Raw genomic sequence first — 25,583 nt, forward strand, 5'->3', positions numbered from 1 at the left:
GTCCCTTTCAATGGCGGCGATTCCCTTTCGCGCGTGGATTTGTCCCTTTCAATGGCGGGGATTCCCTTTCGCGCGTGGATTTGTCCCTTTCAATGGCGGGGATTCCCTTTCGCGCGTGGATTTGTCCCTTTCAATGGCGGCGATTCCCTTTCGCGCGTGGATTTGTCCCTTTCGGCGGCGATTCCCTTTCAGCGGTGATGAAATTAGGGCACTCGCTATCTGATTCGGGACATTCACCCGTCCAAACGGGACATTCAAGGGCGAAAATGGGTCATTCGCGCAAAAAGACTAAATTGCTCCCTCTCCGTACTTTCTTCAAGGCTTTTGAGTAATCTAAGAGGGACTTCAATTGACTAGACTAGGGTGAATTCGAACATTCGACCGACAAAACGGGGCACTCGCTGAAGAACTTGGGTCACTCGCTATTCAATTCGGGTCATTCGCCCGTCCAAATGGGACATTCGAGGGCGAAAATGGGTCACTCGCGCAAAAAGACTAAATTGCTCCCTCTCCGTACTTTCTTCAAGGCTTTTGAGTGATTCAAAAGGACTTCAATTGACTAAACTAGGGTGAATTCGAACATTCGACCGGCAAAACGGGGCATTCGATGAAGCTGTTGGGGCACTCGCTCGTCCAAACGGGACATTCAAGGGCGAAAACGGAGCACTCGCGCAAAAAAGCAGCATGCAAAATCGCATACTGCTTCAACTATTAAATATATTGTGGTGCTTCTTTGATTTTGTGATGTGTAAGTAGGCTGACAATTACGAATGTAATCAGACCACATACAATTGGGAATGTAATGCTGTGTACGCCAAAGATATTTGGTGAGAATTGGGTAATGGCGATATAGAGAACGACTCCGACAAGCATGGAAGCCATCGCACCGAACTTATTCGCCTTTTTCCAATAGAGACCGAGAACGATTGGCCATACGAATACAGCTTCCAGTCCACCGAATGCGAATAGATTTAACCAGACAATAATTTCTGGTGGATTTAGTGACATAATCACGACTAAAATCCCTACAACTGCTGTAATGATGAAACTCGTCTTTTTCACATGTTCATCACTTGAATCAGGCTTAATGTAATGTAGATAAATATCTTTTACGATTGTCGAACTAACCATCATGAGTAGTGCATTGACCGTCGACATAATCGCTGCCATTGGTGCAGCAAGTACAATTCCTGCGACGAATGGCGGTAAGACATTCATCGTTAAAGCTGGCATCACTTTATCGCCTAGCTCGATTCCTGGTAAAACAGCGCGACCGAAAATCCCAACTAAGTGCATGCCGAACATGATGGTTGCGATTCCAATTGTACCAATTAAGATGGCACGATGCATACCGCGTGAATTTTTATAACTCATCGCACGTACAGCGATTTGCGGTAGACCAATAACACCGACACCGACAAGTATCCAGAAGGACGACACGTAGGCTGGTGAGTAGGCATGACCGACACCGAATGGCGATACGAGTTCCGCATTTTCTTTTACTAAATCACTCATAATATTGTCAATCCCGCCGCCTGCGATGACTACGCCGACTAATAGAATGATTGTACCAATGACCATGATCGTTCCTTGTAATGCATCCGTTAATGCAACTGCTCGGAAACCACCGATGACCACATAGACTAACACGACAACTGCGAAAATGAATAGCGCTGTTGTATATTTCATACCAGTTAGCGACTCAATTAGACGTGCGCCCCCTACCCACTGTGCGACCATCGAAGCGAATAAGAAAATAATAATGCTGATTGCTGATAAAATAACGACGGCGTTACTGTTGTAGCGTGCACGTAAAAAGTCGATGAGTGTAATTGATTTGAATTTGCGTGTAACAATCGCAAATTTTTTCCCTAAAATCATTAAAACAAAATAACCTGCTGGCAGTTGTGCAAGTGCAAGCAACACCCAACCAAGTCCTGTATTATAGGCAACACCTGGACCACTAATGAAAGATGAAGCACTTCCATATGTCGCCATCATCGTCATGGCTAGTAGGAACCCGCCCATTTCACGTCCACCTAAGAAATATTCAGATAGGAACGAATCTGATTTTGTAACAAATTTATTTGACCAAAAACCAATTCCAAAAATGATAATAACGAAAATGGCTAATGGTAGAATGACCGACCACTGCATTATTCTTCTTCCTCCTCAAAATCAACCTCTTTAAAGAAGAACTTGATTACAAAATAAATTAGGATAATCATAAACACAGTTCCTGCGATACAACTATAGAAGAACCATGCTGGGAAACCGAGAACATATGTATATTTTTCTGGATCGCCACTACCAAGCCCATACGCAAAACCGTACCAGATAGCGAAGTTGACGATCACAAGTCCAATCCCCATTAATGCTTCTCGATTCGCAATGCGATATCGATTATTTTTCATGTGGAAACACTCCTTTTTTGAAAATGGAAAACGTTTTCTCTCAATTTAGTGTAAATAACTTTTTAGTTAATGTAAATTTCATTATAATTAACATTAATTCAGTATTCTTAAACTAAGGGGTGGTTTTCAATGACATTTGAACAATTAAAATACATTGTAACCGTAGAAAAATTCGGAACGTTAAAGGACGCAGCCGAACATCTACATATTACCTTGTCTGCACTCAGTCAAGGTTTGAACAAGATTGAAGCGGAACTTGGACTTACATTATTTCAGCGCAATCGTACAGGTTCGACGATCACAAAAGAAGGGCGCATTATTGTGGCGCAGGCAAAAAAAATCTTATTCGCACTCGACGATTTATATGAATCTGCTGAAGTGTTACAAAATAAATTGACGGGCACATTAAAGGTCGCATCCATTCCAGGACCGTTCTTCCAACTTTTTGCGACAGCGCAGCAGATGAAATCCATCTATCCTGACATCAACATTCAAATTCGTGAACAAAACTCACAGACGATGTTGGAAGAATTGAAAAGCGAAAAAGTCGATATTGCACTCGCTGTTTACAACCATGAAGACTTAGAAAAATACCCTGACCTCGCCTTCACGAAGATTCAAGACTGTGAGGTGTTCATTGTCGCACATAAAGATTCCCCTGTCATTCAAGGAGGCAAGGTTGTGACGGAAGAACTTGGTGAACAGCCTGTCATTCTATTCGACGATAAAATCGTGATTGCGACGATGAATGAGATGAAGCGCGTCTTCGGACGAAATGATATCGTCATTAGTGTGAACAATCCGCATATCGTTCAGCAATATGTGGAAGAGAATAAAGCATACACAATCGGACTCGACTTAACCTTTAATCATTCACAACGATTCATGCAAGATATGTCTTCTGTGAAAATCGACTTTTTAACAGAGATTCCAACAACGCATTCATTCGGGATTGTGACAAAATCCAATCGCCATGAAACACAGTTGATGAAAGAATTTGCTTATCGTTTGAAGAAAGATTTCCAAGAACAACAACCCAACTTAACCGAAACTTCATTGTAGTTAAGTTTCGGTTAAGTAAAAGTTTTCCAAGGTGGCAGGTGAGATTGGAAGTTGGTACATTCGAGGGCGACGTTTCCCTTTCAACGGCGAGGTTTCCCTTTCGCGCGTGGATTTGTCCCTTTCAATTGCTGAGATTCCCTTTCGCGCGTGGTTTTGTCCCTTTCAATTGCTGAGATTCCCTTTCGCGCGTGGTTTTGTCCCTTTCAATTGCCGGGATTCCCTTTCGCGCGTGGTTTTGTCCCTTTCAATAGCGATGATTCCCTTTCGCGCGTAGATTTGTCCCTTTCAACGGCGATGATTCCCTTTTGCGCGCGGATTTGTCCCTTTCAATTTCCGGGATTCCCTTTCGCGCGTGAAGTTGTCCCTTTCAATTGCCGGGATTCCCTTTCGCGCGCGGATTTGTCCCTTTCAATTGCCGGGATTCCCTTTCGCGCGTCGATTTGTCCCTTTCAACGACCGGAATTCCCTTTCGCGCGACCATTTGTCCCTTTCAACGACCGGAATTCCCTTTCGCGCGACCATTTGTCCCTTTCAGTGGCGGCGATTCCCTTTCGCGCGACCATTTGTCCCTTTCAATGGCGGGGATTCCCTTTCGCGCGCGGTTTTGTCCCTTTCAACCAGACTAATCAAAAATGAGACCTCGCCTTTGATACGAAGTCTCATTTTAAATTTATATATTTACTTTTTGATTTTTACTCATAATGAAGCGCAATGCTATCCAAATAATGCCGATGAATAAAAGCATAAAACCGATTGGAATCAAAAAGAACGGCTCTTGTAATGGTCCATCAGTCGCTACTCGTGATCCGATTAAATTGAAAGTTAAAAAACTTAATGCACCTAAAAGGTAATGCATATTTTTTCATATAGAGATTGCTCCAATGTATTTTGTTATTCCTCTATATAGACTTCTATTTTATAGAAAAGTTTCTTTCTGTTTTACACGGTTGCGGCGTAGCCCATCTTCTAACATTTCTTCGATTTCCACAGCTAACTTTAATGGTTCGATTTGATCGATTGAAGAAATATATTGCATGAGCCAAAACTTAATACTCTCGCATGACGTATACACTTCGACTTGGAAATATTCTTCATCAATTGGTTTGATTGTGACATCTTCACCGAAGAAGTCGATTACTTGACCGATGCTATACATCTTGCAGCGGAATCGAATATATTCAGGCATTCCACCAAACATGTATGCTTGATTTCGCGTGTAGTCTGATAAATTCGGAATATCTTTCAACTCACCAACTGCTTCATCAATCATCGTTACATCACGCATTTTATCCACGCGCATGAAACGCGGCGATGTACTATCATCATAATAATACATGAGATAGTATTTATTGATTTGCCAGATTAAATAGTATGGACGAATTTTTTTATAGCCATTATTTTCGTCTGGTCGACTTGGTACAAGCTGTTTATTCACGTCATATTTTAAATATTGTAACGTCACTTTTTTTCCTTTTTTAATCGCTTCTGTTAAGACGTCGATATTTTGAAATAATTGTTCATTATACTCTTTTTTATCTGTTGCTTTAAAATGAAGACGCGGTTCAAAAAAGTTCTTCAAATTCTGTCCGACAACGACTCCAAGCTTTTGAATTAAACTTCGACTCTGCTCTAAATCGATAAAGCGTGAAGTCGCAACGGCATCACTCAGTAAATGCGCCTCACCAGATGAAATCGTTGATTCTATATACACTTTTCGATTCGGCGTTCGTACTAAACGAAACGAGACAGTCTGTTCATATACCTCTGAAATTAACTCTAAATCCTCGAAATGATCGTAAATTGTACGTCGATTTGGTGCTTTTTCAAGTTCGAATACTTCCTGAACTTTTTTAGCTACTTCCGTTGCATTCATAGGATTTTCTTTATTAGAATACTGCTTTAATACATAGTATGTCAGAAATAATTTATTTTTAGTTGGTAACATTTTTCTAAATTCCTTTCAAGTGTGTAAAAAAATGCACATGCTATTTTATATGATGAGTGTAACAAAGCGAATAAGGATGTGGCGAAATGGATACGTATTGGTTTTCTAAAAAAACATTTGAACAACTTCAAGTAAAATATGAAACCCTACAATTTTCTAAAAAAGAGCAATATGATTTGTTAAATCAAGCGATTCAAATGGATCATAGTTCAGATAATTTAACAGAGGAGTTTTTAAAATATAAAGAAATTCAAAAAACGCTTCAACAAATTGAAGAAGTCATACAGCGAGCTAAAATCATCGAAGATTCTCCTGCCTATCAAAAGCGACTACCGAACGAAGTCCACGTGGGCACGATTGTCACACTTCAATTTAACGAAGAAGAATTATATCAATATACAATCGTCGGATATGGTGAAGGTGATTTACAGAAGAATCATCTTTCCTATACGACAGAACTTGCACAGGCGATTTTAAAACGAAAAATAAATGAGCGTTTCATTTTTGTACAGAACGGATTTGAACATCGCGTAAAAATTCTCGATATTAGACCTCAATTAAACTAATAGATTTTTTTATGTATGAATAGGTAATATACCTTCAATTACTTTTTTTTGCGGTGTATCGGGCTGTCCGTTTTTCGTAAATGAAGGTGCATGGCTATAGCGAAAAACATAAACATTCTTTTCTTTTTGCCACATTTGAATGAGATGCATCACATATTGAAAAGCCTCATCAAATTGGCGATTCGGGATGTAATATGGACGATCCCCCCACGCAAGTACAAATACGTCGCTATTCATCAATCGCTCATGAATAAAACGTCGATTTTTCTCCATCACTTCTTCCAACCTCGGATCAACAATTAATTCTCGTAGCTGTGTAGCAGTCGGCACATGATAGGGAAAAAGCGTCACAAACGATATACTTTGAAAGTCCTCTTTACTTAAAAATCGTACCATCTGATTCGTCATCGCATCGGAATATTGCTGCTCCGCTCCCATCGGATGCAAATGCACAACTGTCGCTGTCTTTTCTGATTCACTCTCCATATTATCCAATGTTAAAACATAACGAAGCAGATGCCGCTCTCCATCAATCCGAATGACATCACGCTCAATTGAATCTACAAATGTATTTTGGGGATACCTCGCCATTTCCACACACTCCTTTTTCTATTTATTATATCAAATATATGGAATACTATGGGTAGACAACTTTCTCTAAATGTTCCTTCAACAGATGACCTGTTTCTTTGGATGAATGAACCGTTTTCGTCCTCGAATGGCCCATTTGATCGGGCGAATGCCCCGAAACGAACAGCGAGTGACCCAAACACTTCTACGAGTGACCCATTTTGCCAACCAAATGTTCGAATTCACACAAACCTAGTCAACTCAAGTCCCTTTCTATTACTCTAATGCCTTGAAGAAGGTGCGAAAAGCGAGCAATTTAGACTTTGGGGCGAATGAACCGTTTTCGTCCTCGAATGGCCAATTTGATCGGGCGAATGCCCCAAAACGAGTAGCGAGTGACCCAACTCCTTCTCCGAGTGACCCATTTTGCCAACCGAATGTTCGAATTCACACCAGACTAGTCAATTCAAACTCAAAAAACCGAACCCATCAAAATGAGTTCAGTCTAAAATCATCTATGCTTTTAAAGTACGCGTAGAGATAACGATGGGGATGAGTAGTAATGCTAATAATCCACCACTTAATGCTAGGACAGTATAACTTGTACCTGCAACAACCATTCCCGACAACATACCACCTGCTGCACCAGATAAGGCGATTAAAACATCGACTGATCCCTGTACTTTCGCTCGCGTCATCGGCTCTGTTGAATCAACAATAAGCGCTGTACCACTGATTAGACCAAAGTTCCAACCAATACCGAGTAATGATAGTGCAATAATTAAGACGACGATGGAATCACCTGAAGTCGTGGCGGCAACGATGCCTGCTACTAATAGCGTAACACCAGATGCTACAGCCATTGCTGGACGCCCGATTTTATCGACTAGTACTCCTGTAAAAAGAGATGGTAAATACATCGAGCCTACATGAAAACCAATCACGAGACCAATCGCACGCAAACTATGTCCATGATGTCCCATATGAACCGGCGTCATCGTCATGATAGCTACCATGATAATTTGGCTAATGACCATAATCGCTGCACCCATTCGAATACCCTTCCGATTATTCTCTGTTCGCTCAGTCGCATCCATCGTCTGTGTTTTTTGTTTGTTCTTATTTAAATGGAGCGCAATAACAAATGGATCTGGACGTAAAAAAATAAAAAGAATAATCCCCGCTGTTAAAAATGCTGCTGCCGATAAGATGAATGGACCCGCGAGCGGTGGAATACCGATAGATGTCGCAAAATCCCCCATCACTTCAACAAGGTTTGGTCCTGCTACTGCACCGAGCGTTGTCGATACCATCGCGATACTGACTGCTGTGCCTCGCTGCTTCGGTGTTGCTAAATCTGTTCCCGCATAACGCGCTTGTAAATTCGTCGCTGTTCCTGCACCGTAAATGAATAAAGAGATGAATAAGAGCCAAACATTTGCGAAAATCGCGGCAATGACAACTCCGACTGCCCCTAGTCCGCCGACAATGAAGCCTGTTGATAGCCCCATGCGACGACCGAAGCGATTTGAAAAACGCCCCACCCATAATGCTGCGAGCGCCGAACCAAGTGTGAATAAAGCAGACGGTAGACCAGCAAAAGCGTTCGTCTGTAGTAAATCTTGCGCGAGCAATGCACCGACTGTAATTCCCGCCGCAAGACCTGCCCCACCGAAAATTTGTGAACATACGACAATCCAAAGTGTCCGTTTATATAACTTCTCTACTTTTTCAGGGTGTTCTATGTATTGTTGACTATTCAAAGCAGCACCTTCTTTTTCTCTAAGTTACATACCCCTATTAGTATATTGAAATCGTTAAAAATTGTCAAAAAGTGTTTGATTTAGAGAGGTTCTAGGGCGAGTGACCCGTTTTCGCCCTCGAATGTCCCGTTTGATCGGGCGAATGACCCAACTACTTATTCGAATGACCCATTTCGCCAACCGAATGTTCGAATTCACCCAAACCTAGTCAATTCAAGTCCCTTTCTATTACTCTAATGCCTTGAAGAAGGTGCGAAAAGCGAGCAATTAAGGGCTTTTGGGCGAGTGGACCGTTTCCGTCCTCGAATGGCCCGTTTGATCGGATGAATGGCCCAAAACGAGTAGCGAGTGGACTGTTTCCGCCCTCGAATAGCCCGTTTGATCGGATGAATGGCCCGAATCAAGCAACGAATGTCCCTTTTCACCACTCGAATGGCCCAAAACCACCCCCACAACCTCACTCCTCTTTTCATCCGTCTTTCACATTCTATAGACATCTTATCTAATAAAATATATAATAAATCTATTAATTTACGAACATTAAGGAGATTTTTACATTGAATTATACGCATATTGTACGTGGGACTGCATTTACAAGTCGTTCACTGAAGGAGGTAGCGGTACTAAAAGATCATCTGTTTTGCATTGATGAACAAGGAATGATTGCGAAGGTATTACGTCCTGAAGAAGCGCATTTAGTAGACGCAAGCATACCTGTTACGACATTACCAGAAGGACAATTTTTACTTCCTGGCTTTATTGATTTGCATGTGCATGCACCGCAGTGGGCACAGTCGGGTACAGCACTCGACTTGCCGCTTTATGATTGGTTGAATACATATACATTCCCGCTTGAAGCGAAGTTTTCAGATGTTGATTTTGCAGAAAAGGTGTATACACATCTTGTCGATACGCTTTTAGCGAATGGGACAACGACCGTTCTCTATTTTGCGTCAATTCATAAAGAGGCGAGCTATAAATTAGCTGAGATTTGTGCAAAGCGTGGTCAACGTGGATTGGTTGGGAAAGTGGTTATGGATGATGCACAGGAAAATCCTGATTTTTATCGTGACGCTTCCACTGCTGAGGCCCTACAAGATACGGAGGAATTCATTATCGCGGTGAAAGAATTGGCGAAGTCAGTCAAACAAGGCGTTTACCCTGTTGTGACACCACGCTTTATTCCGAGCTGTACAGATGAGGCACTTCAAGGACTTGGCGAACTCGCGAAAAAATATGATACGCATGTACAATCGCACTGTAGCGAGAGTGACTGGGCGCATGGTTTTGTAAAAGATCGTTTCCAAAAAAATGATGCGTTCGCGCTGCACGACTTCGGTCTACTACGCGACAAGTCGGTTATGGCACATAGTAACTTTTTAGAGGATGCAGATGCAGACCTATTTGCTGAGACAGGGACGGCGATTGCACACTGTCCGATTTCAAATGCGTACTTTGCGAATTCTGTTCTACCTGTTGCACATCTTCATGAGAAGAATGTGGAGATTGGTCTTGGAACAGACGTATCGGGCGGCTTCTCACCGAGCTTATATGATAATATTCGTCAAGCTGTTATGGCTTCACGTATGCTAGAGGACGGTGTGAACCCTGACCTTGCGCCGCATGTACGCGGACGACAAGATAGCCGCATTACAGTGAATGAAGCGTTCTACCTCGCGACAGCTGGTGGCGGCGAATCATTAAGCCTGCCGATTGGACGCCTAGAAGAAGGCTACTGTTTTGACGCACAGGTGATTGATACAACGTCACTGCCAATTTTCGATGCGACAGAACCACTCGAAGACATCTTCCAAAAGATTCTCTACTTAACACGACCTGAACATATTCAACAAGTATTTGTTCAAGGTGAATGTGTACACAAGAAATAAATTGAACGCTCAATCGATTCAGATTGGGCGTTTTTTATATTCTAAAATATATTTTTTATTCCTATAAAAAGACTAATAAGCTATTTTTTACATTTATAAATAACTATAGACTGTAATCAAATTGATAAAAATATAATAGGAGACTAGGTATTTTTCTATATTCTCATCAACGACTTTTCTTCATCGTGATAATGAATATTATTAACAGTCTTATAGGGTGAATCTAAACCCCTTATTCTTTCATTATGTTATAATGGAAAAAATAAGGAGGTCGTTATGATGAAAAAACTTGGTTATGCACTCGTTGTCTACGTGATTGTTTGCGGGATTACGATTTTGCTACCTGCTTCACCTGGTTATGATGTTTGGAGTTGGAAACTGCTCGTTGGACAAGTTTATGCGATTCCCGCCTTCATTGTCACGTTGCTGATTCTTTATTTTTTGGGAAGATAGATTGTCAAATTAACTGCACCACCTGATATTCAAATGCATCCTGTGTGGTATTCCAGTTGAGGCACTTTCTTGGTCGATTGTTAATCAAAAAAAGTGCTTTTTCTATTTTCGATGGTGTGAGTTGCCCCAAATCCATTCGTTTTGGGAAAAATTCACGTAAAAGACCGTTACTATTTTCATTCGTGCCACGTTGCCATGGCGCGTACGGATCAGCGAAGTAAAATGGGATACTGTACTGTTTTTCAAGTTCGGCGTAACAGCTAAATTCTTTCCCTCGATCCGTCGTAAACGTTTGAAAACAGGGTCTTGGATAACGCGAAATGAGCTGTTCAATGGCCCACTTCATCGATTGCGCCGAGCGATTCGGTATTTGAATGCCGACATAAAAACGTGTTTTTCGCTCGGCGAATGTCGCGATACATCCTTTCGTACCACGCGCTGAAACGACGGTATCTAATTCCCAATGGCCAAACGTTTCACGCGTTTTGACTTCTTTTGGGCGCTGCTGAATAGAAGTTCCAACGTTGAAACGCCCACGTGTTTCGCGTGGTGCCTGACGTTTTCCTTTTTGGCGAAGTACTTGAAGCGTCACGTGAAGTTTTCCTGAATAAAGCCAGCGATAAATCGTTTTAAAAGATAATTTGCCTTGAAACAAGGAACCGACAATCTGTTCAGGAGACCATGTCGCTTTTAGTTTTTCTTCGATAACTTTACGCAATTCATCGGTACACTTTGAACGCACACCACATTTTTTCTTCTGCGCAGCTGCGTGCCATTGCGCCTTTTCAGCTGACCATTCATTCAATCGCTTTAATTCACGAGAAATCGTTGTATGAGAACGGTTGAGATGACGCGCAATGGCACGACAAGAGTACCCTAATCCTTTTAAAACCTCTATTTTCGCACGTTCAGATGTGGTAAGATGATAATAGCTCATTTAATATGGCCCCCTGTTGATTTTGGTGTAGGAACTTTAATTATACAGGCTCATATTGAATGGGTCTTTTTTTATTTATTTTGAGTGGTGCACTTAATATTACAATTCGTCGGAAGTAAAAAGAAAATTTATTAGTAAATAAAATCCTCATTGAAGTATATTCGATGGGGATTTTGTTAATATTTAAAATGATAATTTTATCCATTAAAACCTTAAAAAGTTATATAATAAAGGAAAAGGAGGGGGGGCATACATGAAAAAAAAGTTCCTGCTTAGCACAGGTCTTTGTCTGACACTATTTCTTGCAGCGTGTGGCGATGAAAAAGCGCCAGAAAACACCATTCAAGACGGAAAAACAGAAGCACAAGAAATCGAAGTCGAAGCAGCTACACTCGGATTAAGCAATCAATTAGCAGTCGATTTACCAGAAATAACAGAAAATACACTCAATTTACGATTACGCTCACGCGAATACATCGACCAACAAGAAAAACTCTTTGCAGGCGTTGGCATCAAAGAAAAAGTCGATTCGACCATCACCCCGCAACAACTAACGGACAACGTCGAAGACTACTTTGAAACCGTCGTCTCCTTCAAAGGCGATGTCGTCTCCTTCCATGAAAAAGAAGAAGGTGCGCTACCCTACCGCTTCATTCATCTCTATGCAGAGGACGGACAATCCTACCTCTACATCACATATGAACCACTCGGCAACATCGCACTGGACGACTCACTCCAAGTCGTTGGCATCCCACTCGGTATCCATGAATTTGCCAATGTCGGCGGCGGTGTAACGAAAGCCATCGTATTATTTGGCGGAACGATTGAAAAACAAACACCAAACGAAGGCTAACCTCGAGGATTCGAGGTTTTTTTGTTGGGTGGAGGTGGGGTGAGCGTTTCGGGCCATTCGCCCGTCCAAACGGGACATTCGAGGTGCGGATTGGGACATTCGGGGGTGGAAATGGGACATTCTCTAAAGCTGTTGGGTCACTCACTGCTCGATTCGGGTCACTCGCTCGTCCAAACGGGGCATTCGAAGACGAAAATGGGGCACTCGCACAAAAGACTAAATTACTCCCTTTCCGCACTTTCTTCAAGGCTTTTGAGTAATTCAGAGGGACTTGAATTGACTAGGTTTGGGTGAATTCGAACATTCGACCGGCGAAACGGGCCATTCGAATAAGTAGTTGGGTCACTCGCTCCTCGATTCGGGTCATTCGCCCATCCAAACGGCACATTCGAGGACGAAAATGGGGCACTCGCACAAAAGACTAAATTGCTCCCTTTCCGCACTTTCTTCAAGGCTTTTGAGTAATTCAGAGGGACTTGAATTGACTATTCTGGTGTGAATTCGAACATTCGACCGACAAAACGGGCCATTCGAATAAGTAGTTGGGTCATTCGCTCCTCGTTTCGGGTCACTCACCTGTCAAATCGGGACATTCGAGGGCGAAAATGAGGCATTCGCCCAAAACACTAAATTACTCCCTTTCCGCACTTTCTTCAAGTCTTTTGAGTAATTCAGAGGGACTTGAATTGACTAGGTTTGGGTGAATTCGAACATTCGACCGGCGAAACGGGGCATTCGAATAAGTAGTTGGGTCACTCACTGCTCGATTCGGGTCATTCGCCCATCCAAACGGAACATTCGAGGGCGAAATTGGGCCACTCGCACAAACAAACCTCCAAATAAAAAAAGAGCCGCATACACGACTCATTTTACTTGTACTTTTTTATAGTTGCTTGTTCCACTATCTGTTGTGACTGATACATAAATATTCGTTTTGGCTTTTTGCTTCGGTACTTTAATACTAAATGCACCTTTTGTGTTACTCTTGCCCTTATATTCTTTCTTGCCAATTTTCACAGTCACTTGGCTCTTTTTATAGGTTGTCCCCGTGACACGCGTCGCACCTTTTTTCACTGCTTTTACAGTTGGCGCTTTCGGCACAATGGTTGGAATACTTGCATTAATTTGATATGTGCCAAAGTAGCCCATTTCTTTCACACCGATATAATAGACGCCTGTTTTCAATTTATTTTTTAGTGTTTTCGATACGAGTAATTGATCGCTCGCACCTGTGAAGTAATTGTGCGTGTCGATTCTTTTAAATGATTGGTTATAAATCGAAACTTCAAGCCACTTCATATGCGACTTTACTTGCACCTTTACTTCCGCTGTCTTTGGTACATTCAATTTATAATAATCGAGTCGATCACCAAAACTAATTAGTCCTGTAATTGGCGCAACATTCGGCTTGAGTGTTTGTGCTTTTTCTGGGCTATTATTCGGTTCTTTTTCATTATTACTTGCCCCTACAAATTTCGCCTGCATCTCGTATAATCCCATACTATCGAGGACACCTGTATTTGATATTTTAATGAGATACTGTCCTTTTTCCACGTACATAGAGCCGCTTCTTGTTACCGCTTTTGTATTTGTTGCTTGTTGAAAATCATTCACTTTCGTCATTTGAACTTGTGCTAAATTGTATAGTTCAACTTGTAAAAAAGGCATGTATGATTTTGTTTGAACTGTTAATTTCCCCGCTCGGTCTACCTCCACCATATAATAGTCTGCCAAATCGTCGAGTCCGAGTTGTCCTTTAATCTTCGTTTTGTTTACTTCGATTGGTTGCGCTTGGTTCGGCTCATCATTCGGCTCTACCTCATTCGAACCATTCGTTTTCCAAGTCGCTTTCACTTGATATTTCCCTGTCTGACCAGAGAATGCTACACGATTCGTATGAATTGTGTATGTCCCAGCCTGCAAATAGACCGTCTCTTTTTGTGTAATTGGATTTGTTGGATCTGCCGCGAAGAAATGCATCGGCTTCACCATATTTGTCTCTTTCGAATTGTAGACGAATGCCTCCAATTCATTCATATACGACTTCACTTCCACCGTCACCTTACTCGGTTTCGTCAACTTAAATTGATATGTTTGCTTTGTGGTTGTATCGGTAATTTCACCGGTTACCCACTTTCCCGATGTAAGAGTTGTTGCAGCTGAAGCTTGTTGCGGTATAAAAAAGATAGCGGCCAACAAAAGAATTCCTACTATATATAATCGTTTCATGTCAATCCCCTTTAATGTCTAATTATTCCATATTATTATCTCACTAAGCGGTGAAATAAACAATGGTGAGAGACTGATTCGTGTGCGAAAGGGAATCTTGGCTTTTGAAAGGGACTATTCCGCGCACGAAAGGGAATCTCTCACTTTGAAAGGGACAAATCCACACGCGAAAGGGAATTTCTCACTCCGAAAGGGACTATTCCGCGCGCCAAAGGGAATCTCGTCTTCCGAAAGGGACAAATACGCGCACGAAAGGGAATCTCGGCTTCCGAAAGGGACTAATCCACACGCGAAAGGGAATCTTGGCATTTGAAAGGGACTGTTCCACGCGCGAAAGGGAATCTCGGCTTCCGAAAGGGACTAATTCACGCGCGAAAGGGAATTTCTCACTTTGAAAGGGACTATTCCGCGCACGAAAGGGAATCTCGGCTTCCGAAAGGGACTAATCCACACGCGAAAGGGAATCATCGCTTCTGAAAGGGACTATTCGACTCACGAAAGGGAATCATCGCTTCTGAAAGGGACTATTCCACTCACGAAAGGGAATTTCTCACTCTGAAAGGGACTAATCGACGCGCGAAAGGGAATCTTGACATTTGAAAGGGACTATTCCACTCACGAAAGGGAATCTTGGCATTTGAAAGGGACTACTCCACACGCGAAAGGGAATCTCGCCCACTACCATAAAAAAAAGAACCGCATGCGCGGCTCATTTTACTTGTACTTTAGTTGATTTACTCGTTCCTGTACCCGTTGTAACAGATACATAGACTTTTGTTTTTACTTTTTGTGTTGGTATTTTGATGCTGAATGCACCTTTGCTGTTACTTTTGCCTGTATATTTTTTGCTTCCGATTTTCGCTGTGACTTTGCTGTTCGCATACGTTGTGCCTGTCACTTTTGTTTTCGTGGCTTTGGCTTTTGGAGATTTTGGCAACATTTCGGGTACTTTTACATTTAATTTATAAAGACCTGTACTACCATAAATTTGAATATAGTACGTTCCTTTTTTGACATTTAAAGATGTAGACCATTTATCAGAACTTGTATTACTCGATTTAAAAATCCAACGATCCAGTAGTGTATCACCATCTCGATCATAAATTTTGATATCCTTATTTTGATAAACTGTCATATGAACATTCAATACACCTGTTTTTGAAACATCTACTTTATAAAAATCAGACGAATCATTCCAACTAATTAAACCCGTCACAGATTGTACATTCGGCTTGATTTTCTGTGCTTGTTCAAGCCCATTATTCGGTTCTTTTTCATTATTAGATGTTTTAGAAAACTTTGTTTCGATTTTATATTTACCAGTGTAGGAATGCCATTGTGAAACTTTTATATAATACGTTCCTTTTTCTAAATAGTATCCATCTTGTCTCACCTTACCTGAAAGCTCAGAACCACCATAATAATCACTCCAACCTTCGACTTCATATAAGTCAGAATCAAAAACTTGTACATACATCCTATCCATGTACGCTGTCATTTTAATATTTAGTAAACCTGCTTGGTCTAATTTTACTTTATAATAATCCGTACTGTCACTCCAACTAAACTGTGCTGTGACGGGTTTTTGTGTTGGTTTAATCGCCATCGCAAGTTCAGAACCATCATTCGGCTCAATTTCTGTAGTCTTACTGTCTACGACTGTCATCGTAAAACGATATTTAAAATATTCATCATGCCATCCACTACTGTAAGCCTCAATATAATAAATTCCTGGCTCTACATATTCCCCAGTAGTTCGTGTAACAGGTGCCGTAGCTGTTGCGTTACTAAAACTATCATGAAGACCGACAATTTTATTATGATTTTCATCTAATAAAGACAAATACAAATCACGTGAATAAGAAGTTCCTTGGAATTTAACATAGCCTGGCTTCGTTACATTCACTTGATATAGTACTCGATCTTCCTCAGCTAAAGTACCTTCAATTGTTTGTCCTGATTGAATCACTGGGTAGTCTGCTGCTTGTGCTTGTGGGCTTGCGACAATGAAATATAGTGCAAACGCTATAAAACATGTGAAGAAAAACTTTTTCATTTTAACACTCCTTTTTTTACTAATTATACCATTATAGAGTAAAATTATTCCTTAGAAATAGCAAAATAGATGCAAAGTTATATTATTCTATTAAAAATCTATTATTTATATTTTTTATTTAAGGAATTCTGTAAGAGATGATTGTATTTTTATGCGATTCCAAACAAAAAAACCGCAAATCGCGGCTTTTTCTTATGGTCGGCTCATCTCTTTTCGAAGGCGTAGTAATAGACGGCTTTTCTTCTTTTGTAGGGCGGCGCGACTCATGCCGAGCATCGCCGCAATCTCGGTGTGATCGTACCCCTCGATATAATAGGCGTGGAGAATCATACATTCCTCGGGTGTCGTGTGGGGTGCTAGGAATTCCACGAAGTCGCGTGTACGCTGGCACCCTTCCCCTTGAATTTGCTCATACAGGGCATCATCTTCTGTTGGCACGAATCGTTCCTCGTAACGCGCGCTCATCTTCAATTCGTCGAGTAATGCACCGCGAATTGTCTGGAACGCATACGGTTCAAAATCACCCTTTTCCGCATCGAAACGTTGCCACGCATGCCAGATGGCTACGCGTGCGGACTGGCGAAATTGCTCATGCTCCTTATAAATATGCAGTTTGCGCATGTGCGCGGAAATCATCGGCTCCAACTTCTCTAACATCGCTTCAAACGTCATCTCATACTCGCTTCTCACAGTCGACCATGCTTGTATTCCCTTGGGTACACCTAGCTTACTAAAATGTGCGAATGTTGGCGAAACGACGTTTTCCGAATGAATTTTTTCATATGTATATAATGAGGAAATCCTTGAAAAACCTCTATTTTTCTACCAATTCCCCATACTTTTCGTACACACTTTTTTTGAATAGGTCTTTTTCTGAAAATGAAGGAAAATAGAAAGAAAAAAGAGCTTATTTTCGAAAAAAGGGGAGTTTTTTAATGCATACATTTTTTAATATACCACGGACAATTCAATTGGACTTCATCGACGACATACTCTATGCGACACCAAAAAGAGACAAAATATGTCCATGTGGTGGAAAACGACATCTTCATCATAAAAAGGAGCAGGACATTCGCCACTCGTACACATATGAGTACGGAACGATTACAATCAGATTGACCATGTACTACGAGCGCTGCCAGACATGCCACGTAACAACGCGACATGACGGTGGACTCGACGTGATCCATAAGACAACAGCGAACTACCGAAAACTTGTGAAAACCGTGGCGACAGAACACTCGCTTGGACACGCCGCAAACCAGTTTGACGTACCGAAAGCGACGATTCAAGGGTGGATGAGGGAATAAAGAAATAAAAAGATAGTAATTTTTTTATATATCATTCCATTTGATTTTCAAAATTATGTGCTATAAATCATCTTAAAAGATGATTTATAGCACATAATTTTGCTTTTTTTATAACATTGTTTATATAAAAAGAATTTTATCGATAAGACTAAGTAAAAAGGGTTTTTTTAATATAAATATAAAAAGAGGGAGAACATTAAAATTCTCCCTCTTTTTTAATTATACAAAACCAAAAACAGACCTTTTTATTCTAATATTAGTAAATCATAAGGATTTGTACCCTCGCCTAAATTCAAAGCTTCATCCATTCCTTGTAATTTATCAGATGTTAATTGTTTACCTGTTTGTAAGTCCAGTACATCTAAATAATACGCTTTATCTTTTAAAATGTATAAGTATAGTTTGTTGTTTTTTATCTGAAGTAACGGATCTTTGTTTGTTCCTTTATCGATTGTATAAAGAACTTTCGTAGTTTGTGTTTTCATATTGATTTGATGTACAGCTCCTGTATCTTCAACAAAATACAGATTATCGCCTTCCATTTCGATGTTTTCAGTAGGATTTAACAATCCGAATTCAGCACCATCATAATCTGCAATCGGTTTTAAATCTAGTTTTTTCGTTTTCAAATCATACACAAATAAATCGGTCTTTACTTCATTGTTGTCATCTTTATAATTCAGCAGGTTATATAAAACACCATCTTTATAAACAAAATCATTGAATATACTAATATCTTTTAACTTATTTAATGATGTAAGCTCATCAATCGTTGTAGTTTCAAATTCTTTTTTATCATTTAACTTGGATTGTATTAAACGATAATTATCAGTTGCATCTTCACCTTTAATAGAAACGTAATTTACGAATGAATAAATGGTATCTTCGCCATTATTACCAACTGCTTGTATCCAGTCGTCTACAAGTTGCGAATCTGTATAATCCTTATTTCCATAACGAATGGTTGAATAATACCCTTCACCATTTTGTTCTTGAACCCCTGTATTATTTACACTATAAAAGGTATTATTTTTTGATAAAAACCCTTTAGAAGTCGCTGTATATTCAGGATTATCAAATTTAGCTGTTTGAATCCCATCATCTGTTACAAATTTCAATGAATTTTTATCTTCTAATAAAATAGTTTTTGTTTTTTCACTGTATGTTGAAGAACCAAGCTCTAATCCGTCCATAGCATAACCTTTAACGGTATTATCTTTCGAAACAAAAGCAGCTACACTATTAAAAGTATTATCAACCGTTGTTGAATAATAAATAACCGCTTTACTATCACTGTACAAAAGATCTTCATCGGAAATCGTATCATTTGATTGTTTCGTCATCATCACGATTGCAAAGATGATAACCGCGATTATAATAACACTTATTACTATAATCCATTTTTTACTTTTCATTTAAACTACTCCTAATAAATTAAAGTGACATGACTTTATTTGTTTGTTTTGCATCACGAATATCTCTAGGGTAAACGCCTAAACCACGGTCTTTATCTAAATCAATTTTAGCTTTTACTTTGTATTAATTTTTAATACATTAATCAAGATAACATTAAACTGCACATATCGGTATTTTTTTTGCAAAAACAATACTTTTTTACCTTATATATGAAATTAAAAAGACGGAAAAGGATGAAAATATCATTATTTTTACCAATTTTAACTATAAGAGGAAAAGACTAATTGAATAATTATTATAAAAAATATTTAAATTGTAGCTCAATGCCAAAATCTGTTCTTGATTTAAAAAAGTATACAAAAAAACATCTGTATCCGTTAATGTTGAAAGTGCGACCAAACAACAGAACGAGGTATACAGATGGATTCACATTCTATCAAGGATTTACTCGATTTACCAGCGTTAAATATATGTTCAATAGATGCAAATATTTTTTCAAAAAATACTAACGATAATCTCTCAAAAAACAATTCAGAGATTGAAGAACACATTTTAGTAATTGAAGAATATATTATTGAGAAAGAAAAATACACAGATCAAAATAAATTATCTTTTGCAGAATATATCAAAAATAACAACATTAAAATTTCAAAAATAGATATTAAAACGGAACATTCAGAATTAGCTAAAAGGGTTCAAAATATTGAAAATTACCTTTTATCAAATGAGAGTTCTTCTTTTATATACTTTTCTAATAAAAATAAGATTTCAATTTTTTCACCCTATGATATTCAATCATTAAATGATTACTACTATCTGTTACTTACAATGATAGTTTATGTATTGGCAAGCTATTATCTTTTTATCCCCTTTCAAAAAAAGGATACTGAAAAAGAAGAGATAAATACATCTTCTACTAATAATAAAAATAGCTCCGAAGAAAAAGGAAACGTATCCTTCATTCAGTCTATTTCGAGTATTACTTTGGGGACAATACTCTTTTTATTTATCACTAACCATGATAAGAAAGATTAGTGTAACTTGTGAGAAGATTGTTGAATAATATCGATGCTTTTAGATTTTAGGTTGAAAATGTATAGTCTTTTTTATTAACAAGTCCACTATTGATATAGTGGGCTTGTTAAATATGTGCGCAAAGATATTTTTCTATCTTCCACTAACCACTGTTCACATGTCATGATGTTGTCCTCCTTCTCCACAAAAAAAAGAACAAGGTGATATTGTAGCCATCTTGTCCCCATGTGTATCTCTTACATTTCTTCTTTCAATTCCGTAATCAGTGTAGTTAAAACCGCAATCGTTGCGGCAATGAGTAATTTTTTAATCATGTTCAGCTCGCTTCACTTTCACATACTCACGACAGTTTTATAATGATGTCGTGAAATCTAAAAATCAAAAGAGAAGCAGATAGCATGCCGCCCATCCACTTCTCTCATGTAGCTGTTTCAAATTATAGATTTGTCGTGAGTTTCACGTTACTTTTGTCGTCTGTTCCAAGACTTCATTCTCTCTCAGGACGACTTGAAAAAGCATATTTTCTACAGAATCTCCCCAGATACCCATGAACAAGTACGTCTCTCCTGATGTCACTGTGTAATTCAAACACGTCACAAGGAATGAATTCGGTAGTGTCACTAGGACATCCGAAGGAACGTACTGCGGATCCACTGCCTCTCTCTCCATTTCAATCGTTTCACATCCCATATCCTCGATGTTCACCTGTTCATCGACATAGCGCTGAATAACCGTTTGAAACGCTGTCTTTACAAATTCCATATGAACCTCCACCTCTCCTCTAGATACATGCCTAAAATGCCCGTTAAACTGCTTTTTAGACATAAAGATAATATCTATGTGAAAGATGGCTTCGATACACCTACATGAACAAGGAACACAAAAAAACTCCCATCTTCCGAAGAAGATAGGAGTCTTTGAATCCGTTTGCCCAATAAGGTAAGGGAATGTTGGATTTAATAATCGGTTAGATTATTTTACTGTAACAGTACCGATTGAAGCTGTGTTACCAGCAGCATCAACGATTGTATTGTCAGTACCGTTAGCTTTTAATGTAACAGTTTTATTAGTTAATTTAGAAACATCATCTAAAGTAATATTAACTGTAAGAGTTTTGCTAGTTGTTGCAGCAAGGTTAGCTACTGTTACACCTGCATCAACTTGACCATCAACATATACTGCTAAAGTATCTAAGTCAGCTGTTGAAATTGCTTCAGAGAATGAAAGTTCAACTGTTGCAACTTTAGTTGAGTTATCTACAGATTTAATTACTGCACCTGTTACTGTAGGAGCAATATTTTCATTTAATGTAATAGCTTTTTTAAATGCTTCTTCTAATGCTACACCAGATGCAGTAGTTACGTTATTAATTGTTAAGTAACGAGCACCTGAATAAGGTGTTTTACCATCTTCAAGAGTTAAAGTAACAGTTTTCTTATCTGTTCCTAGTTCAGCAGATTTAACTACAGCTCCATCAATTGTATAGTTAGCAGCTTTAGTTGCTGAAGCGCCATCAACAATTTGAGAGAATTCAACAGTTACTTGATTATTAGCTAATGTAGCATCTTTACCAGCAGCACCAGTAGTTAATGAAGCTTGGTTAGTTTTTACTTCTGCTACAGCTAAAGGTGTAATTGCTGAATCAGTACCTTTTGTAAATGTGATTGCACCTGTTTGAGCTACACTTGGTGTACCTGTTAATGTTTTAACAGCACTTGCTGGTAAATCGATTGTATAAGTTACGCCATTTTCCAAAGCTGTTGCACCAGCACCAGTAGTAATAGAAGCTAAATCAAGTTTATATTCTTTTTTACTTCCGTCAACAGATGTAAATGCAGCTGTGTTAAATGTTACAGCTTTATCAGTTACATAGTTTTTAACTGATTTACCTGTTAAACCAGTTAATGCACCATTAAGAGCATCTAATTGTACATCTTTGTCAAAAGTAACATATAAATATTCTTTACCATCACGTTCTTTAACAACTTTTGAAGAAGAAAGAACTGGTGCTACTTGGTCAGCTTTAATTTGGATTGTTGATGCATGAGCTGTATTATCTTCACCTGATAAATCTTTAAATGAAGTAGCAGCTACTGCAATGTTATGGAAACCAGAAGTTAATGGAGTTGCTAGTTTCACAGTATATTTTGTTTTGTCAGTTTCGTCTTGTACAACTTTATCTGAAGCAGTTAAAGCTGTTCCATCAATCTTGAATGCAGCTTTAGGGAATGCTTGAACTTCTTCACTAAATTTAACTGTTAAAGTTGAAGCACTTTCAGGAGTAACTGTGAATGTTGGTGCTACTCCATCTTTAGCTCCAGCATTAGTTGTGAATGTTACTGGGTTAGGTGAAACGATATTGCCATTGTAGTCTGTAATACCAACGATTTGAACATTTACATCTTTGTTCACTGTTGTATTAGCTAAAGTTACAATAATAGCATTATTGTCTGCATCTGCACTTGCAGGTGCACTTGAAACTGTAGCTGTTGCACCTAAATCAGTACCATCAGCATATTTTGCAGAAATTGAGCCTAGACCACTAACCGGTTTAGAGAATGTTAATTTATATTGAGTAGCATTAATTTTTGCTGTTGATTCTAAAGTTGGAGCAACAGTGTCTTTTACATTAATTGTAGAAGAAGTGTATGCTGGGATGTATTCAACAGTTGCTTTATTAGTAGTTTGTACTTTATTTTTAACTACTGAGAATACATAATCTCCATTTGCGTACTCAGCACCAGTATAAGTAATTGTTAAAGTACGTCCATCTTCAGATAATACTGCTTCTGCAGAATCTAAAGCTACAGCTGGTGAAGTTGCAGCAACTTTTTCAAGTTTGAATGCACCATCTACTAAAGTTCCATTTGATTCAATTACTGAATCTTCTTCAACAGTTTTGTTAAATGTTACTTTAAGTTGTTTACCGTTAATCGCCTTTTTCTCAGATAATTCCATCTTTTTAAGTCATTAAGAGAATCCCTTGCTACGCATAGGTTTGCGAGCATTTACTTTTCCCATTCGAGTGAAAATCTATTTAGTTTCTAGTCTATTTTCATTCAGTCAAATAAAAGTAGATAGATACTCGAGTCTACAAAATACATAGAGTTTCTACTATTTAAATAGTATTCCATATCCTCTTACAAAATAGATCCGTTCTACACAAAAAAAAGAAGCCTACTCAGCTTCTTTTTAATTAAGAAAGAGTTTGTTCACTTCCTCCTTGTAATTGTACTTTTCAAAGAACTCGACAAGTGCTGTTTCAATAATTGATTTTTGTGTCAAATTGTATTCGTCACTGTAGTCCACTAGAAGTGCTGTAAGTTTTGTGTTCATTGTGAGTGTTTTGTTAGCATTCCCACCTCTTAATTGAAAAGTAGGTAACTGTCGATTTGTTGTATCAAGTAAATCTTTTAGCTGCTCTTCATTTTGTAAAAGGTAGGTAAGGAGTGCATCAACTTGTTGATTTCGTTCAAGATTGAATGTTGATAGCGTATGTTCTCCTGTAGGTAATTCTTCTTCTTCCTCTTGCGTAAATTCTACATAGTTTTCAATCTCTTGATTCCACTTGTAACCTTTACTCATCATGTATTGCCCTAGTTCCTCTGTAGATTCAAAACCATTCTTTGTTGCAACTTCCATAATATCTGCATATTCTTTGCCTAAAGAACGTATAATTTTGGCTGCTTTCGTTAATTCGGTTTGCACACTTGCCAATACTTCTTTTCGCTCTTGTTCTTTCTTCTCATCAAAAGGAATGAATGTACCGTCTTTCCAACGATAACCTCTCCTTCTAAAGTACATATCAATTGATTTCCAATTTTTGTTGCCATAGTGTTGAACAATTTCGTCTTGTGTATAACCTTCTTCTAACATTGCTAAAACTGTTTCAATTTTTTCATCTCTTTGAATATCCATCTGCTTCTCTCCTTAAGATAATCTCAATGTATTGACTGCTTCTTGCATATCATCTGTTTGAACATGTAAGTAAACCGTTGTCGTGCGTAAATCTGCATGACCTAAAAGTTGCTGAATCACTGCAATGTGAACATCATTTTGTACCAATGCACTTGCAAACGCATGACGGAAAGCATGACTGGTGACTACCTTGTTAATTCCTGCTTGCTGACACGCTTCTTTTAACGTCATATTAATTAATTGACGACTAATTGTACCTGTCTTTTTTAGCGCAAAGAAATATAGTGATTGTGTATCTGGTCGTACTTCTTTTCGATATTTTTGTAGCATATCGTACAAATTTTGACTCATTGGTACATTCCGATCCTTACCACCTTTACCGTTAATCACATGAATCATCTTTTTGTCAAAATCTACATCTTTTAAGCGAAGATGAATACATTCTGTAATTCGTAAACCTGTATTTGCCATTGTGTACAAAAAGGCTCGAATCGTTTGGTGGTGTACATGTTCTAAAATCTTCATTACTTCTTCACTTGTTAAAAAAGAACGCTCTTTGTGTGGTACTTTAACACGTTCAACATCTTCCATAATGTTTGTTGTCACTTGTTTCTGCTTGTACAAGTATTTAAAGAAACTCGCCAATGAATTGATTTTTCGGTTCACTGTCTTAGCTGACCATTCTTTTTCTTTGCGTGATACTTGAATAAAATCTTCTACATCTTCTTGTGTGACTAACTGCATAACGACTGGACCATTTAACTTATTCGACATGTACACCTGAAATTGTTGTAAGTCTACTTGGTAGCCTCGAATGGTTTCTTTGCTCATTCCTCTTTGGTTTAAATAATTACTATATTTTTTAAGTGCTTGTTGAATCATCATATTTTTTGTCATCTTTGCGAACTCCTTCCTAAATAAAAAATACCCAAATACCCAAATTTTTTTAGTAAAGAAACTTTAAAAAGATTTTTGTACGATAAGTGTACAAATCATTCAAAGTAAGCTTTGCATCTGCTACTCTGTAACTTGAAAATTCGGGTATTCGGGTAGCAAAACTTCTCCTGTATTCACTGCATACTATTCAATTCTTTAATCTGTATTGCTCTGTAGCAAGTAAATTCGGGTATTCGGGTAACTTAGCTGTTAACTTGTTAACAAGTTAAG

22 protein-coding genes are annotated in these 25,583 nt (G+C 38.8%); 7 read left to right on the top strand and 15 right to left on the bottom strand.

Annotated elements, in window-relative coordinates; genetic code table 11:
* Positions 1 to 711 precede the first annotated feature (711 nt).
* Both panF and ASO14_RS12140 read right to left on the bottom strand, forming a co-directional pair.
* Entirely contained in the window at positions 712 to 2,157 is a 1,446-nt protein-coding gene (gene panF, locus ASO14_RS12135) for a sodium/pantothenate symporter (protein ID WP_068455686.1), read from the bottom strand.
* The gene (locus ASO14_RS12140; RefSeq protein WP_068455689.1) at positions 2,157 to 2,414 is read right to left on the bottom strand and encodes a YhdT family protein; all 258 of its coding nucleotides are present in this window, start codon (positions 2,412 to 2,414) and stop codon (positions 2,157 to 2,159) included. Before ASO14_RS12140 ends, panF begins: the two co-directional genes overlap by 1 nt.
* A gap of 129 nt (positions 2,415 to 2,543) precedes the next feature.
* Between ASO14_RS12140 and ASO14_RS12145 the strand changes: the two genes are divergently transcribed.
* Positions 2,544 to 3,476, top strand: a complete 933-nt coding sequence (locus tag ASO14_RS12145) for a LysR family transcriptional regulator (RefSeq protein ID WP_068455692.1) — start codon at positions 2,544 to 2,546, stop codon at positions 3,474 to 3,476.
* 670 nt (positions 3,477 to 4,146) lie between these two features.
* On the opposite strand, the gene ASO14_RS12150 is transcribed toward ASO14_RS12145, so the two are convergent.
* Both ASO14_RS12150 and ASO14_RS12155 read right to left on the bottom strand, forming a co-directional pair.
* Positions 4,147 to 4,332 (bottom strand): DUF3955 domain-containing protein, encoded by a 186-nt coding sequence (locus ASO14_RS12150; RefSeq protein ID WP_068455695.1) that lies wholly within the window; start codon positions 4,330 to 4,332, stop codon positions 4,147 to 4,149.
* Between the two features lie 60 nt (positions 4,333 to 4,392).
* On the bottom strand, positions 4,393 to 5,421 hold the full coding sequence (locus tag ASO14_RS12155) for a helix-turn-helix transcriptional regulator (RefSeq protein ID WP_068455699.1): 1,029 nt from the start codon (positions 5,419 to 5,421) through the stop codon (positions 4,393 to 4,395).
* 86 nt (positions 5,422 to 5,507) lie between these two features.
* Between ASO14_RS12155 and ASO14_RS12160 the strand changes: the two genes are divergently transcribed.
* Positions 5,508 to 5,987: a GreA/GreB family elongation factor gene (locus ASO14_RS12160; protein WP_068455702.1), complete on the top strand. Its 480-nt coding sequence runs from the start codon at positions 5,508 to 5,510 to the stop codon at positions 5,985 to 5,987.
* Positions 5,988 to 5,996: 9 nt separating this feature from the next.
* On the opposite strand, the gene ASO14_RS12165 is transcribed toward ASO14_RS12160, so the two are convergent.
* Complete coding sequence (locus ASO14_RS12165) at positions 5,997 to 6,578, bottom strand: DUF1643 domain-containing protein (RefSeq protein WP_068455705.1); 582 nt, start codon at positions 6,576 to 6,578, stop codon at positions 5,997 to 5,999.
* A 494-nt stretch (positions 6,579 to 7,072) separates the two neighbouring features.
* Positions 7,073 to 8,320 (bottom strand): MFS transporter, encoded by a 1,248-nt coding sequence (locus ASO14_RS12170; RefSeq protein WP_068455708.1) that lies wholly within the window; start codon positions 8,318 to 8,320, stop codon positions 7,073 to 7,075.
* Between the two features lie 557 nt (positions 8,321 to 8,877).
* On the opposite strand from ASO14_RS12170, the gene guaD reads away from it, so the two are divergent.
* Positions 8,878 to 10,209, top strand: coding sequence for a guanine deaminase (gene guaD / locus ASO14_RS12175; RefSeq protein ID WP_068455711.1), 1,332 nt, complete (start codon positions 8,878 to 8,880; stop codon positions 10,207 to 10,209).
* Between the two features lie 279 nt (positions 10,210 to 10,488).
* Positions 10,489 to 10,662, top strand: a complete 174-nt coding sequence (locus ASO14_RS14870; RefSeq protein WP_082701478.1) for a DUF4017 family protein — start codon at positions 10,489 to 10,491, stop codon at positions 10,660 to 10,662.
* Positions 10,663 to 10,666: 4 nt separating this feature from the next.
* On the opposite strand, the gene ASO14_RS12180 is transcribed toward ASO14_RS14870, so the two are convergent.
* Positions 10,667 to 11,599: an IS30 family transposase gene (locus ASO14_RS12180; RefSeq protein ID WP_068455714.1), complete on the bottom strand. Its 933-nt coding sequence runs from the start codon at positions 11,597 to 11,599 to the stop codon at positions 10,667 to 10,669.
* A 253-nt stretch (positions 11,600 to 11,852) separates the two neighbouring features.
* Here ASO14_RS12180 and ASO14_RS12185 point away from each other — a divergent pair, with 253 nt between their 5' ends.
* Complete coding sequence (locus ASO14_RS12185; RefSeq protein WP_068455718.1) at positions 11,853 to 12,452, top strand: hypothetical protein; 600 nt, start codon at positions 11,853 to 11,855, stop codon at positions 12,450 to 12,452.
* Positions 12,453 to 13,316: 864 nt separating this feature from the next.
* Here the strand turns inward: ASO14_RS12185 and ASO14_RS12190 are convergent.
* From ASO14_RS12190 to ASO14_RS12200, 3 genes are all read right to left on the bottom strand, one after another.
* The gene (locus ASO14_RS12190; protein WP_156422374.1) at positions 13,317 to 14,681 is read right to left on the bottom strand and encodes an Ig-like domain-containing protein; all 1,365 of its coding nucleotides are present in this window, start codon (positions 14,679 to 14,681) and stop codon (positions 13,317 to 13,319) included.
* Positions 14,682 to 15,390: 709 nt separating this feature from the next.
* On the bottom strand, positions 15,391 to 16,737 hold the full coding sequence (locus ASO14_RS12195; protein ID WP_068455724.1) for a pre-peptidase C-terminal domain-containing protein: 1,347 nt from the start codon (positions 16,735 to 16,737) through the stop codon (positions 15,391 to 15,393).
* A gap of 192 nt (positions 16,738 to 16,929) precedes the next feature.
* The gene (locus ASO14_RS12200; RefSeq protein WP_068455727.1) at positions 16,930 to 17,409 is read right to left on the bottom strand and encodes a sigma-70 family RNA polymerase sigma factor; all 480 of its coding nucleotides are present in this window, start codon (positions 17,407 to 17,409) and stop codon (positions 16,930 to 16,932) included.
* A 509-nt stretch (positions 17,410 to 17,918) separates the two neighbouring features.
* On the opposite strand from ASO14_RS12200, the gene ASO14_RS15260 reads away from it, so the two are divergent.
* Complete coding sequence (locus ASO14_RS15260) at positions 17,919 to 18,047, top strand: hypothetical protein (RefSeq protein WP_257720776.1); 129 nt, start codon at positions 17,919 to 17,921, stop codon at positions 18,045 to 18,047.
* Between the two features lie 245 nt (positions 18,048 to 18,292).
* Here ASO14_RS15260 and ASO14_RS12210 read toward each other — a convergent pair whose 3' ends face one another.
* Positions 18,293 to 19,462, bottom strand: a complete 1,170-nt coding sequence (locus tag ASO14_RS12210; protein ID WP_068455733.1) for a hypothetical protein — start codon at positions 19,460 to 19,462, stop codon at positions 18,293 to 18,295.
* Between the two features lie 421 nt (positions 19,463 to 19,883).
* On the opposite strand from ASO14_RS12210, the gene ASO14_RS12215 reads away from it, so the two are divergent.
* Positions 19,884 to 20,498 carry a hypothetical protein gene (locus tag ASO14_RS12215; RefSeq protein WP_068455736.1) on the top strand — a complete coding sequence of 205 codons (615 nt, stop codon included), beginning with the start codon at positions 19,884 to 19,886 and terminating at the stop codon, positions 20,496 to 20,498.
* Between the two features lie 456 nt (positions 20,499 to 20,954).
* On the opposite strand, the gene ASO14_RS12220 is transcribed toward ASO14_RS12215, so the two are convergent.
* From ASO14_RS12220 to ASO14_RS12235, 4 genes are all read right to left on the bottom strand, one after another.
* Positions 20,955 to 21,260, bottom strand: a complete 306-nt coding sequence (locus ASO14_RS12220) for a hypothetical protein (RefSeq protein ID WP_068455739.1) — start codon at positions 21,258 to 21,260, stop codon at positions 20,955 to 20,957.
* 210 nt (positions 21,261 to 21,470) lie between these two features.
* Positions 21,471 to 23,456 (bottom strand): hypothetical protein, encoded by a 1,986-nt coding sequence (locus ASO14_RS12225; protein ID WP_068455742.1) that lies wholly within the window; start codon positions 23,454 to 23,456, stop codon positions 21,471 to 21,473.
* A 234-nt stretch (positions 23,457 to 23,690) separates the two neighbouring features.
* On the bottom strand, positions 23,691 to 24,416 hold the full coding sequence (locus ASO14_RS12230) for a hypothetical protein (protein WP_068455745.1): 726 nt from the start codon (positions 24,414 to 24,416) through the stop codon (positions 23,691 to 23,693).
* Between the two features lie 12 nt (positions 24,417 to 24,428).
* Positions 24,429 to 25,313, bottom strand: a complete 885-nt coding sequence (locus tag ASO14_RS12235) for a tyrosine-type recombinase/integrase (RefSeq protein WP_068455747.1) — start codon at positions 25,311 to 25,313, stop codon at positions 24,429 to 24,431.
* Positions 25,314 to 25,583 lie beyond the last annotated feature (270 nt).

It is taken from the genome of Kurthia sp. 11kri321 (assembly GCF_001534765.1).
Taxonomy (GTDB): Bacteria; Bacillota; Bacilli; order Bacillales_A; family Planococcaceae; genus Kurthia; species Kurthia gibsonii.